This window comes from Halomonas sp. NYA30 (genome assembly GCF_976980765.1).
Map to the genome: position 1 here is coordinate 910,986 of NZ_OZ334477.1, position 12,819 is coordinate 923,804.

The 12,819-nt window shown below is 54.8% G+C and carries 12 protein-coding genes; 5 read left to right on the forward strand and 7 right to left on the reverse strand.

The features are described from left to right. Positions 1-75: 75 nt before the first annotated feature. A complete protein-coding gene (locus ACWI0H_RS04230; RefSeq protein ID WP_485875034.1) occupies positions 76-978 on the reverse strand; it encodes a LysR substrate-binding domain-containing protein in 903 nt (300 codons plus the stop codon). Positions 979-1,179: 201 nt separating this feature from the next. Between ACWI0H_RS04230 and ACWI0H_RS04235 the strand changes: the two genes are divergently transcribed. After that, positions 1,180-1,758 carry an NAD(P)H-dependent oxidoreductase gene (locus tag ACWI0H_RS04235; RefSeq protein WP_008957798.1) on the forward strand — a complete coding sequence of 193 codons (579 nt, stop codon included), beginning with the start codon at positions 1,180-1,182 and terminating at the stop codon, positions 1,756-1,758. 74 nt (positions 1,759-1,832) lie between these two features. Here the strand turns inward: ACWI0H_RS04235 and ACWI0H_RS04240 are convergent, their stop codons facing one another. The 6 genes from ACWI0H_RS04240 to ACWI0H_RS04265 all read right to left on the reverse strand — a co-directional run bounded on the left by ACWI0H_RS04240 (position 1,833) and on the right by ACWI0H_RS04265 (position 7,973). Next, entirely contained in the window at positions 1,833-3,608 is a 1,776-nt protein-coding gene (locus ACWI0H_RS04240) for a S8/S53 family peptidase (RefSeq protein ID WP_485875037.1), read from the reverse strand. A 99-nt stretch (positions 3,609-3,707) separates the two neighbouring features. Then, entirely contained in the window at positions 3,708-4,325 is a 618-nt protein-coding gene (gene msrQ / locus ACWI0H_RS04245; protein ID WP_485875039.1) for a protein-methionine-sulfoxide reductase heme-binding subunit MsrQ, read from the reverse strand. Further along, positions 4,325-5,341, reverse strand: a complete 1,017-nt coding sequence (msrP, locus tag ACWI0H_RS04250; RefSeq protein ID WP_485875041.1) for a protein-methionine-sulfoxide reductase catalytic subunit MsrP — start codon at positions 5,339-5,341, stop codon at positions 4,325-4,327. Before msrP ends, msrQ begins: the two co-directional genes overlap by 1 nt. Positions 5,342-5,412: 71 nt before the next feature. Next, a complete protein-coding gene (locus ACWI0H_RS04255) occupies positions 5,413-6,945 on the reverse strand; it encodes a HAMP domain-containing sensor histidine kinase (RefSeq protein WP_485875043.1) in 1,533 nt (510 codons plus the stop codon). Between the two features lie 17 nt (positions 6,946-6,962). Next, positions 6,963-7,664 carry a response regulator transcription factor gene (locus ACWI0H_RS04260; RefSeq protein WP_008957792.1) on the reverse strand — a complete coding sequence of 234 codons (702 nt, stop codon included), beginning with the start codon at positions 7,662-7,664 and terminating at the stop codon, positions 6,963-6,965. Between the two features lie 45 nt (positions 7,665-7,709). Further along, a complete protein-coding gene (locus ACWI0H_RS04265) occupies positions 7,710-7,973 on the reverse strand; it encodes a hypothetical protein (RefSeq protein WP_485875045.1) in 264 nt (87 codons plus the stop codon). Between the two features lie 213 nt (positions 7,974-8,186). Between ACWI0H_RS04265 and ACWI0H_RS04270 the strand changes: the two genes are divergently transcribed. From ACWI0H_RS04270 to ACWI0H_RS04285, 4 genes are all read left to right on the forward strand, one after another. Further along, a complete protein-coding gene (locus tag ACWI0H_RS04270; RefSeq protein ID WP_485875046.1) occupies positions 8,187-9,158 on the forward strand; it encodes a DUF2157 domain-containing protein in 972 nt (323 codons plus the stop codon). Then, positions 9,155-10,255 (forward strand): DUF4401 domain-containing protein, encoded by a 1,101-nt coding sequence (locus ACWI0H_RS04275; RefSeq protein ID WP_485875048.1) that lies wholly within the window; start codon positions 9,155-9,157, stop codon positions 10,253-10,255. The genes ACWI0H_RS04270 and ACWI0H_RS04275 overlap by 4 nt, the downstream gene beginning before the upstream one ends. After that, entirely contained in the window at positions 10,239-10,772 is a 534-nt protein-coding gene (locus ACWI0H_RS04280) for a GDYXXLXY domain-containing protein (RefSeq protein ID WP_008957788.1), read from the forward strand. Before ACWI0H_RS04275 ends, ACWI0H_RS04280 begins: the two co-directional genes overlap by 17 nt. 204 nt (positions 10,773-10,976) lie before the next feature. After that, positions 10,977-12,746 (forward strand): mechanosensitive ion channel family protein, encoded by a 1,770-nt coding sequence (locus tag ACWI0H_RS04285; protein WP_485875051.1) that lies wholly within the window; start codon positions 10,977-10,979, stop codon positions 12,744-12,746. Positions 12,747-12,819: the final 73 nt, after the last annotated feature.

A 12,819-nucleotide genomic window follows, 5' to 3' on the forward strand; every position in this document is an offset into this window, starting at 1 on the left:
TTCCAGCAATACCCGGCGGTCGGCGGGCACGTTGCCGTAATGAAGTCGAACAGGGTTAGCGACGTTATAAGCCCTTTATCCTTGCAAATACTTCCCTGGTAGCCGTTCGGCCAGATACTCCATAAATAAGCGAGTACGCTGAGAAAGCGTGGCTTGGCGGTAGTAAACGGCGTTCACGGCTTGAGTCTGCAGCTCGGTATGGTCGGGCAATACGTCGACCAGTAACCCCTTCTGGCGGGGAGCGATGGTCATAAAGTCGGCCAGGCAAACAATCCCTTCTCCGGCGATGGCCAGCTCTGTTAGCGTGCTGCCGCTGGAGGCCGACAGGGTAGGTGAGATGTGTAAACGCTTGCCGTCGGCGCCGGTGAGCGGCCACTGATTAAGGTGTTCTAATTGACTAAAGCCCATCAGGCTGTGTTGCGTTAATTCATCAATGTTTTGCGGAGCACCGTGGCGTTCAATATAGGTGGGGCTGGCGAGAAGTCGCAGCGGGCTATGTCCCAGCAGGCGAGCATGAAGGGAGGAGTCTTCCAAATCACCGATGCGAATGGCTAAATCGACCCGTTGTTCCAGCAGGTCGACAAATCGGTCGTGGGTATCCAGTTCCAGCGTAATACCGGGGTAGCGGGCGCGGAATTCGCCAATCACCGGCACGATCACAAACTGCATAAAACTAGGCGCGGCGTTGACCCGGAGCCTGCCTTGAGGCTGGTTGTGGCGATCCAGCATGGCTTCTTCGGCCTCTTCCACGGCGGCCAGAATACGGCGGCAGTGGTTCAGAAATGTTTCGCCCTCTTCCGTCAGTTCCAAACGGCGCGTGGTGCGACGCAGTAGTGTGGCACCGAGTTTCTGCTCTAGACGATTGATTGAGCGGCTAACCCCGGAAACAGTGATGCCCAGCCGTTCGGCTGCGCTGGTGATTGAGCCGCTATCCACTACTGTCACAAAGGCTTGCTGCTCTTCAAGGGTACTTTTCATGATGTGTTTCTCATAAAGTGCTTTTCACAACGTTCTCAAACGCCTTAATGGTCAGTGATGAGCATTGTTGATTTTAAATCAAAAGTGTCTTGCCGCAGCATCGCTTCTTTTTTTTCGCCATAATTCCCACAATACGCGCCATTAACATCATGTCTACTTTCGTTAGCGATGATGGTGAACCTCTTTGGGAGAAATTGCTAAATGAAGATCCTGCTGATTAATGGTGGTAAAGCCTTTGCACACTCTGGCGGTGAGCTCAACAATACGCTACACGGCGTGGCGGTGAGTACGCTAACGGAGATGGGCTACGAAATTCGTGAGACGGTCATTGATCAAGGCTACGATCTTGAAACCGAAGTGCAAAACTACCTATGGGCAGACACGATCGTGTACCAGATGCCTGGCTGGTGGATGGGTGCGCCCTGGATCGTGAAACGTTACATTGATGAAGTGTTCACCGAGGGTCACGGTTCGCTTTACGCCAGTGATGGCCGCAGCCGCCAGGATCCAACCAAGCAGTATGGCAGCGGTGGTTTGCTACAGGGCCGTCGTTATATGTTGTCGCTGACCTGGAACGCCCCCTTGGAAGCGTTCGAAGAGCCGGATAACTTCTTTGAAGGGCGTGGCGTGGACGGTGTTTATTTCCCGTTCCATAAATCTCAGGAATTTATCGGTCTAGAGTCGCTGCCGACGTTTATTGCCAACGATGTGATGAAAGTACCGCAGGTAGACCGCAACCAAGCCGATTACCGCGACCATCTGCGTAAAGTGCTTGGCTAAAATCACTAGCTTAAGCCCGTGTTCAGGAAGCGCCCACCTCGTTAGGTGGGCTTTTTCGTCTGCTAATGGTGAACTTAGCGATCCCGGCTCAAGCTTTGCACGGTCAGATCCAGCGCCTTGTACATATCCAAGCGGGCGGAAAGACCGATATCTGGGTGGTTGAGATCATTGGCCCGTTCCGATGGTAATATCGGTGCGGTCAGGTCATCTGCGTCCGTCGGCTCGAAATCGTACTCTTCCCCGATGGTCATGGCGCCGCGGCGAAGTAATATGCGTAATTGCGCTGGCGACAGTTCGGGGTCTATCGACATCATGGCCGCTAACAGGCCGGCGACCAACGGTGTTGCATAGGACGTCCCGCAATGTGCCTTGCCTTGCTCACCCGCTATTAGGGAAGACCCCCTGACGCAGGCTGCCGCCGTAATATCCACCCGCATATCGATATTCGATGCTTCCCGCTTGACCACGTAACGGGGATCTTCCACTTGTACATCTTCGTCACTGCGCTCATGTCCACCCACCACGAACAACTGCTCGGTGACGAAAGAGGAGGGCAGGCGGTAATCATCACTCCCAGAAAACGATGATGCATTGCCCGCTGAGTTGACGACTACGACATCAGGGTGTTCGCGGCGCAGCCATAAGAAGAACTCTTCCAGTAGTTCCTCGTAACCGCTCATGGCGATACCGGAGCGCACCAACGAATCGACCTCATCGCCGTTAATATCGGTTGCTCCTACCCGATGAATACCCCAGCTCCAGTTGAGTACGCGCACACCGTCCTCCACCAGGTTCACCGAGGCGGCGATGTTAGCGGTAATACCTGCATCCGAATTGCGATCCACAATGACGTCGAAGCCTGGGCCGACATCGTCTAGCCCACGTAGAAAGCCACTGTTGCCGCCTTCATTCCATGCTGCGGCAAACACACCGGCGACCGTTGTGCCATGGCCGTCGGGCTCGGCAGCATCGCGGGCATAAACGCAGGTTCTCGTCGATTCAATGCGGCAGTCACCCAGGTAATCGGCAAAATCCGGGGCGTCAAAATCAACCTCTCGTTCAATGACGCCAATGCGAATGGGCTGCGACTCGATATCCCCGCCCTGACCCTGGTGTGATAGGCGTCGCTGATAAAAATTCACGGCATCCAGAAAGCGGTTGGAGGCCCACTCCTGATCATCAGCGTTGGGTGGTCTGGTCGTTTCGCTCTCAATACTCTCTTCGGCGCCTGACTCTTCAACCACCACTGCATCCACGCTGACTTCGCTACCCAGCCTGAGTACCATTGCATCGCGTTGCTCCAGGTTACTGGCGGGTAGGCGTAGCTGATAGGTGTTGAGCGGAGGAATCATGCCGACCACTTCGGCGTCGTATTTTTCTGCTAAACGCTGAGCTTCCTCAACTCCATCGTACTCTTCTTCGATGATCAGGCTAATGAGATCCACGTAGGTGGTGATGTCATCCAGGTTTTTGGCCACCTCCTGGTCTGTTGCCGCCACCACATGACTGCCTTTGAGGCTTACCCAGATCGGGTTGCTGGACTGCTCATGCTGCTCAAACCAGAGTGGCCCGCTTTCTGCGTCAGCATTACTGATGCGCACTCGCACCCGTTCATCCTTGTGGTTGATGTCTTCTGCTGGGAGCGACGTACCGTTTAACTTCACCTGAAAGTCGCTGCTATCGAGCCCGCTGACGTGCAGGCAGAATTCTTGTGTATCCATTTGAAGTAGATTGCCGCAGCGCTGCAGTTGTTCGACGCGCAAAGGTTGTTCAGCCGCCGCGACAGTCGCTATCAGCATTAACACCAGTGCCGGAACCCACCGGACCGTGCTCAAATACGTTACCGCCATTATCACTACTCCAAACAATTCGATTAATTGCACGCAGCATAAACGCATTAACTGAACGGAACATGAATCCATTCTGTGCTGGCGAGTAACGTTTACGTTTTAGCGGCTAAACCGGTAACGAAATTTAGGTAGCGTTCGAGCGACAGAGGGAAGGCGGGTGACCATCACCAGCGCCGCAACAGCGGCATACATCGCCCACTCCTGCATATCGGCGCGTACTACCCAGAAGAAGTGCAGCAGTACCAGACCCAAAATGGCGTAGGAAAACTTGTGTAGCGGTTTCCAGCGTTTGCCTAAGCGCTTCATCGCCCAGCGGTTGGACGTAGCGCCCAGTACGGCAAGGCCGATCAGCGCGATCATGCCGACAATAATGTAGGGGCGTTTGACGATTTCGCTGCCTAGCAGCGTCCAGTTAAGCCCCAGAATAAACAGCGCGTAGCTGAGCATATGCAGGGTGGCGTAGGCGAGTGTCCAGAGACCGAGCTGGCGCCGGATCAGCGCAAAGCCTTTCCAGCGGGTAAGCTTGGTAAGTGGGGTAAGGCTAAGGGTGAGCAGCAACATCCACAGCCCGCCGATACCGATATTCAGCAGTAGGTAGCGCCCAGGCTCGGGGCCGGCAGCGTTAGTCGCTACCTGCCAACTCCAGAACAGCAGCGGTGCTAGCGCGGCCAGAAACACGCCCACGCGCCATGCTAACCATATACGTGGGCTGGCCATTAGTAATTTTCCTTCAAGTTCATACCCGCATAGAGCTTGGCGACTTCGTCGGCATAGCCATTAAACATTAGGGTATCGATGGTGTTGGGGTTGAAGAGGCTGTTGGGCAAACGACGCTCGGTGGCTTGGCTCCAGCGCGGGTGATCGACCTCGGGGTTGACGTTGGCATAGAAGCCATATTCGTTGGCGGCGATTTGCTGCCAAGAGTTTACCGGCTGCTCTTCCACCAATGAGATACGCACAATCGACTTGATGCTCTTGAAGCCGTACTTCCAGGGCACTACCAACCGCAAAGGGGCGCCGTTTTGGTTGGGCAGTTCGCGACCATACATACCCATGGCCAATAGCGTGAGAGGATGCATGGCTTCATCCAGGCGTAGGCCTTCCACGTAGGGCCAATCAATGATTGAAAACGAGGAGCGCTGACCGCGCATTTGCTCTGGATCTACCAGGGTTTCAAAGCGTACGTATTTGGCTTTGCTGGTGGGGTCGGCGCGTTTGATGATTTCGGCCAGCGGAATACCCAGCCAGGGAATCACCATTGACCATGCCTCCACGCAGCGCAGGCGGTATATGCGCTCTTCAAACTGCGAGGGCTTGGCGAAATCCTCTAGGGCAAAGCGGCCACCGTTATTGACCTCACCATCGACCACCACACTCCAGGGCTGGGTTTCCAGACTGCCCGCATGGCGAGCGGGATCGCCCTTGTCGGTGCCGAATTCGAAAAAATTGTTGTAGCCGCTGGCATCATCAAAGGGGGCAATTTTATCTTTGTCAGGGTCGCTAGGAGTGACGGCCCGCCACTGGGTTTCGCTGATTTTCTCCTTTAGCCACTCGGGAGCGCTGCCTTCGGGAACATCCGAGTAGTCGGCGTTGGCGCGAACGTGGCCGGAAAGGGCGAGCCCTGCACCTAATCCAGCCATACCGCCCATGAAGCGTCGGCGGGAGAGGTAAATAGATTCCGGCGTGACATCGGATTCGTGTAAGTCACTCGGTTTGGCAATCTTTATTAGCATGGGGTGTCTCCACTAGCGATGGATAAGGTGTGTGTTACTACTGTGACCAGTTTGTACAAGATTTATCACAGTTAACTCTCCAAATTATTACGTTTTTTAAACGTCGGCTCAGTGGGGGTGTATACCGGCAAGCGTATGCAGAAGGACGCTCCCCCAGGGGCGCGGTTTTCCACACGGATATCACCTCCCTGAAGGGTCATGATTCTGCGCGCAATTGCCAGCCCGAGCCCTGCATGGCCAGAGCCGCTCGAGGCTTCACCTCGATAGAAGGGATCAAAAATATGCGGCAGATCCTGTTCTGCAATGCCCGGGCCACTGTCTTGCACGTAAACCTCCGGTTTGCCGCCCGTCTGACCAACCACGACATCAATACGGCCGCCAGGGGGACTGTAGGTAATGGCGTTGCTGATCAGGTTGTCCAACACTCGTTCGGTCATGGCGAGATCGGCATAGGCGGTGGGCAATGCCGTATCGCCGCTTAGGCTTAGCGTTAACTGACTCTCCTGCGCGGCTTGACCGTGCTTCTGAACCACATCGTGCACCAGCTCTGCGAGTGGGAAGGGTTCCGGCACCGGCTGTTTTTCCCTCGCCTCAAGCGCAGCAAGCTCGAAGAGCTCATCCACCAAACGGCTTAAGTTGCGACCCTCTTTGAGGGCGATATCGAGAAAGCGATCCTGCTCCTGGGGGCTGAGTCGGTCGCGTCTTAATTTGAGGCTTTCGATATAGCCTTGCATGGAAGCCAGCGGCGTTCTCAGGTCATGGGATACCTGGGCAACCAAGCGGCGACGCTGGGCGTCCTTTTCCTTCAACTGTTCAATCTGATAGGCAATCCGGTTGGCCATATCGTCGAAGGATGCCCCTAGGTAATCGATTTCGTCGCGTACCACGGGCCGCTTGTCGCGCCATCTTGTCGTGTTAAAACCAGCGCTGGGCGAGTTCTGATTCATATTGCTGTTTTCAAATTCTGCTACCAGCCGCGTCAACGATCTCAATCGGCGGGTCAGTAGGTGGAAAATAGTCAGTCCCGCGACCATTGCTACCACCAGGCTAACCAGCAACGCCCAGGCGCTCATTGCGAGTATTTTGCCGCCACGGGCCATGGTTTCCGCCGCATCGTATTCCTCACCCCGCAACACCACATAAAGATACCCTTCCGGCTTATTGGCGGAGGGCACCGGGGTAACGGAAAAGACTTTCTGCCGATCATGGCTGCGAGGGTCATCGCCGAGTAGCGGGTAAAGGCTCATGTCATCCAATAGCCTGCGGATGGGCGCCAGGGAGACCTGATTGCGTTTGATCTTCGCCGGGTCTGCCGAATAGGAGAGGATAGTGCCATCGAGATCCAGCAGGTAGATTTCGATGCTGGGGTTGATGGCCATGTAGAGGGCGAAAAGTTCTTCCAGGGCGCTACGGTCAAGTTCACCGTCGCGGACTAAGTTTCTGTCAGACACTAAGTTCTGTGCCAGATCCTGATGGAGTGTCTGGTTGACTGAAGCGTTGTATTCACGCAGCGAATACAGGCTGATAAAGGTGTACAGCAGGCCGACGGCCAGCAACAGCAAAAACAGGCCGAGGGCGAGCCGGGTGTAAAGTGTTTTCAGCATGGTTTTTTCAGCATGTTTTATTCGCGGAAGCGATAGCCCACCCCCCAAACCGTCTGGATAAATGTCGGGTGAGCGGGGTCCGTTTCGATCTTACCGCGCAGCCGGTTGATGTGGGTATTGACGGTGTGCTCGTAGCCTTCGTGGCTGTAGCCCCACACAGCGTCGAGTAGTTGAACACGACTAAATACCCGCCCGGGATGGTTGGCAAAGTGCCAGAGCAGATCAAACTCCCGCGCGGTGAGTTCGACGGCTTGCTCGTGTATAAACACTCGCCGCCGAACGGGATCAATACGTAGTCCATCGGTGATTAACGCTTCACTGCAGGTTTCCGCGACGGGCGTGGATGCCATGGCATCCACGCGTCGGAATAAGGCCTTCACCCTGGCCGAGAGTTCGGCCACGCTAAAGGGCTTGGTGAGGTAATCATCTGCCCCGATTTCCAGGCCCAGTACACGATCCAATTCAGTACTTTTAGCCGTGAGCATCAGTACCGGAACGTAGCCTGGGCCAGCGCGGATTTCGCGGCAAACTGACAGCCCATCGATGCCAGGTAACATCAGATCAAGAACCACCAGGTCGATTCCCCCTTCACGAAAACGTGCAAGCCCGGTATCACCCCGCTCATAAAGAACGGGGTTCATGCCGAGTTCGGCGACGTGTATACGGAGGAGCTCACCAATACCCGGGTTATCCTCGATAATCAGTACGTTTCGTGTCATAGGCGCCTGGCATTTAAATGCCCTAGATAAGTGTGTAGCCGAGGCTTACATGCCTTCGCTTTCCATGTCCTCTTCCATTTCCATATCGCCCTCGGACATGCTGTCATCTTGCATATCACTGTCTATGGAATCGCTCATGGCGTCACCCATTGAGTCGGCCATATCGTCCGAATTCATGTCGCTATTTTCCATCGACTCATGCATGTTGTCTTCCATCATGCCCTCGTCAGACATTTTCTCATCGGCATGGCTGGTCGTTGCTATCAGGCTGAGTAGACAGATGGCAGCGAAGGTAGTGAACTTGTTCATCGTGAGTTCCCCAGGGTTTTAAGTCTGCCATGCTGGCAGGCTTAAAATCATTTTCGATACTCACCATCACAGTAGAATCACGCAGTGTTAAAGAGTGTATCGCGCAAATCTCACAAAAGTGTCACGGGCGGCCGAATGATAGTGCGATAACTACACCAACTCCTTTATTTCAAAAAGCTGGTTGCAACAAGTTAGTTTCACCAAGGAGTCCCCATGGCATCTACCCGCCGTGAACTGATATCACTGATAGAGCAGGGCGTAATACCGCCTGAAGAGCTGACGCGCGCGGTGCAAGCCTCTGGGCTGTACCCATCAAATCGCGCCTGGGCCGTGTTTGTTGATCGATTGCTACTGTGGCTAGGCGGGCTGGCGTTGGCCTTCGCGGTGCTGTTTTTCGTGGCTTATAACTGGGCCGAGATGGGCCGTTGGCTGCGCTTTGGCGTGGTACAGGCAGCGTTGGTGCTGGCGGTAGTTGTCGCCATTTGGCCCAAGGCCAGCCCGATGGTTCAGCGTGTGGCGCTAACATCGGCCACTTTATTGGTGGGCGTGCTGTTGGCGCTGTTCGGGCAGGTGTACCAGACCGGTGCCGACCCGTGGCAGCTATTTTTTACCTGGGCAGTGCTGACGCTGCCCTGGGTATGGGTGGCACGTTTTGAGCTGCTGTGGGTGCTTTGGCTAGGGTTATTGAATTTGGCTATCGGACTCTATTTCCGCACCTGGGGCTGGCCGTTTGGCGTTTTGGCCAGTAGCGATGCCGCACTTTGGGGGCTGTTTGGGGTTAACACCCTGGTATTAATCATCTGGGAGTGGGGTGCTTGTTACCGGGGCTGGCCACGGCAGTGGGCACCACGCTTGCTCGCGGTGGGCAGTGGGGTGCCCATGACGCTGTTAGCGGTGACGTTGATCGCTGATGTCGGCCTCGTGTGGTCGCCAGTGCTGGTGATTTATCCGCTCTGGTTGGCGGCGCTGTATAGCATTTACCGCTATTGGCGGCCTGAGCTGTTTATGATCGCGGGCGGCTGTGTCTCATTGATAACGGTGACCACGCTGTTACTTGCGAGGCTGTTGCTCTGGGAAGGTGATTGGCAGGAGGGAAGCCTACTGTTGATCACCATTGCGGTACTGGCGATGGGCGCCGGGGCCGTAGTATGGCTGAAGCGGCTACATCGGGAGCTTTCCCAGTGACGAACAACGTTAATGATTTAAGCGTTAGGCTCAGCCAAGCGGGTATCCCGTTAAACGAGCCCACTTCCCCAGCGCAACTGCAAACGCCTTGGTTCGTACGGGCATTACAGGCCTTTTCAGGCTGGTTGGCGGCGCTGTTTCTGCTCGGTTTTATCGCCATGGGCGTTGTGTTTGTGGTGGAGAGCCCAGCGGCGTCTATGGGCTTGGGTCTTGCGATGATCGGTGCGGCTTATGGGCTGTTTCGCCGGGCTCGCAGCGATGTGCTGGAACACCTGGCGCTGGCTATTAGCTTGGCTGGGCAACTGCTGGTTGCCTGGGCATTGGTGGAGTGGAGGGAAGCCTCTTCTGACTCGCTTTGGGCGCTGCTGGGGTGGTCTCTCTTTGGTTTACAGTGTGTACTGGCGCTGATAATGCCAAGCCAAGTGCATCGCGGTTTTTCTGCCTTTGCCGCCAGCTTAGCTCTCTATATGGCGTTGGCGACGAGTGCTATGGCAGCGGTGGCGAGCGGACTTGTACTGCTGGCAATCACGCTGCTTTGGCTGAATGAGTTTCGGTGGCCTGGGCGTTTTAAGGATGTGCAAGCGTGGGGGTACGGCTTGCTGTTGGGCCTGTTGGTCATTCAATGGCTGGCTCATAGCGGGCAAGCGTTACCGCTTCTAAATGACATGACGGATAGCGCTTGGGCGGGGTTAACGCCGTGGTTAAGTGTTGCATTGTTAGCGCTGGCGTTGCTGCTGGTTTTTCTTAGCGTGTTTCAGCGCTTTTCTTCATCCAGGGGGCGCTGGGCGGCCTACCCTTGCGCGGCCGCACTGCTCATCGTGACATTTTATGTGCCGAGTGTCGGGCAGGGCGTGGTGGTGATGTCATTAGGCTTTGCCATTGGTCATCGTGTGCTGGTGGGCGCTGGTGTGCTGTCGCTACTGTTGGGGATTGGCAGTTATTACTACTGGCTGGAGTCCACGCTGTTGCTGAAGTCACTCACGCTATTGGTAATAGGAGGACTGCTACTGTTATTGCGCTGGGCGTTACGCCAGTGGTTAAGCACACCGGTTGCCACGCCAGACGATGGGAGCTTAGACCATGATGCTGAGCGTTAAGTGGTACCGGGCTCTTGTCATTGCGACTACATTGCTGATCCTGACAGTGGTGAACGGGTCAATCTGGCAGAAAGAGCGCCACTTAGCAGAAGGCGAAGTCGTTTATCTGGAGCTGGCGCCAGTCGACCCGCGCTCGTTAATGCAGGGCGACTACATGGCCCTCAACTTTGCACTTAGCAACGATATTCAGCGCGCGCTGCAAAGCCACCATGGCAGCGACACTCCAAAAGCGCATGATGGCTACGCTATCGTGCGCTTGGACGAACAGCGCATTGGCCATTTTCAGCGATTGGCAGACGGCGAGGGCACGCTGGGTAACGACGAACGGCAACTACAGTATCGGCTGCGCAATGGTCAGGTGCGCTTGGCCACCGATGCATTCTTTTTTCAGGAAGGCGATGCTGAACACTATGAGACTGCTCATTACGGCCAGTTTCGTGTGAATACCAAGGGCGAGCCATTGCTGGTTGCTTTGCATGATGATGAGCTGGATCGACTGGGTGAAATAGCTAAGTAATGACTAGCCAGCAAGGCTTTTTGCTTGTTCTTAATGGCTTGCTCTAGTAGCCGGGTGACCATGCTACGCCTTGCACCATGCAGAAAGGTAGGCTGTAATTCGTCCTCCCGCTGACAAGGATGGCCCTGTGATGCAGGTTGGGCTGGCTAGTCATTAGCCTGTCGGCGGTCGGCAACGTGGCCCACCTACTTCACTAAGGTATTTATGAAAGTAAAAAGCTCGTGGTTCGCATGGTGTTTGTTGGTGGTAGCACTAACTTTTTCCAGCCTATGCGCAGCGCAAACTCAAGGAGGAGAGAGCAAGAGCAGTCGATGGTTTACCGTCGACGCCTTGAACTCGGGGCTCGGCGAGCCGCCCGAAGAAGCGAATCGGGTGACGCCCCGTGAGTCAATCAGGAGTTTCCTGGAGCTGACGGATCAAGAGGAGTATGAAGCCGCTGCCCATATACTCAATCTTGCCGAATTCTCGGAAGCAGAGCAGCCAGAGCAGGGGCGTGAACTGGCCCGGCAATTGGCCGAGATTTTCCAACGTGGTGAATGGCTGACTGTTTCTGATCTGCCGGGGCGGGAAGACGCTGTTATTGAAGACTCTTCGGGCCAAAACCCGCGTGTCGGTGAGGCGCGCCGCAATATCGAAGTATCCTCTATGCAGGCCAGTGGAGAAACTTACGATATTCGTCTAGGTAGGTATCGGGTCGGTGATCAAGAGCCCGTCTGGCTGATCATGCCCATTAGCGTGTCATATATTCCGGTGCTGTATGAGCAGTACGGTCCGTCAATGCTGGAAGGCTACATCCCCGAGCGCTTCCAGGCGTCGTTTGGTCTTCTGCGGATTTGGGAATGGATCGCCATTCCGCTCTTTTTGCTGTTCGTCGGTATGGTGGGGTGGGGAGTCCATCATCTGATAGGGAGGATGTCGAAATGGCTGCCTTCCGGCGTGTCGAGCATTTTTGCTAGTCAAATTGGTATGCCTGCGGCGCTGATTGCGATGTCATTAGTCACCCAGGGATTGCTGGATTATGTGGTGTCATTTTCGGCGGTCGCCACGACTACCTTCCGAGTGCTGTTAATCAGTATTTTAGCCTGGGGAGCAGGGACGATAGCGCTGCGCTTAGTGGACACCATTATGCTGCGGATGACGCGGCGATTAGTGGGCGAGATTGATGACACGAAACCTCGAGATGAGCGCAGGCTGCTAACCTCTCTCTACGCGCTGCGCCGTATTATTATTCTGATCACCGTGACCGGTGTATCGATTTATATATTGGGACAGATTCAGCTCTTTGAATCCCTCGGCCTTTCTATCCTGGCCTCTGCCAGTGTGTTAGCGGTACTGGTGGGTGTCGCGGGTCAAACGGTGCTGGGTAATATCCTCTCGTCGTTTCAGCTGTCGTTTGCCAAGCCTATTCGTATTGGCGATCTGGTGATTTTTGAAGGCCAGTGGTGTTATGTAGAAGGCATTTTTTACACCTTCATTCGCTTAAGGTCATGGGACGAACGGCGTTTGATTGTGCCTGTCACCTATTTTACGTCTAAGCCTTTCGATAATTTGTCGGTGAAGAGCACCAAGATGTATCGGACACTAGAGCTGACACTCCACCTCAGTGCCGATATAGGGTTGTTAAGAGATAAATTTCTCGAAGTGGCCAAAGAGGAAAATAGTGTTATCGAACACCATAAGCTGCTGTGTTACGTGACCGCTCAAACAGGAACGGCGCAAACCGTCACCTGTTACCTTATGACGTCAGACCCGCTAGCGGGCTGGACGGCAGAGATGAACGTGCGAGAGAAACTGTTGGCCTATATCCGTGATAACCATCCCGAGTGGTGGCCAAGAGATATCGTGGTGATCAGCCACAACGATATCGCCCGTGGCGAGCAGGGCACACGCTCGTCGGGAACGGATAGCTCTGAAACAAAAAGTTCTGAAAATAGTAGTTCTGAGGAAAATAGCCCTGAAGTAGATAATCCTTAGGCGGACTCATCAGCAGGCAAGTAGGCAGCGCAAAACGCTGCCTTACTATTACCTGTGAGAGGAGAGTTTCTCC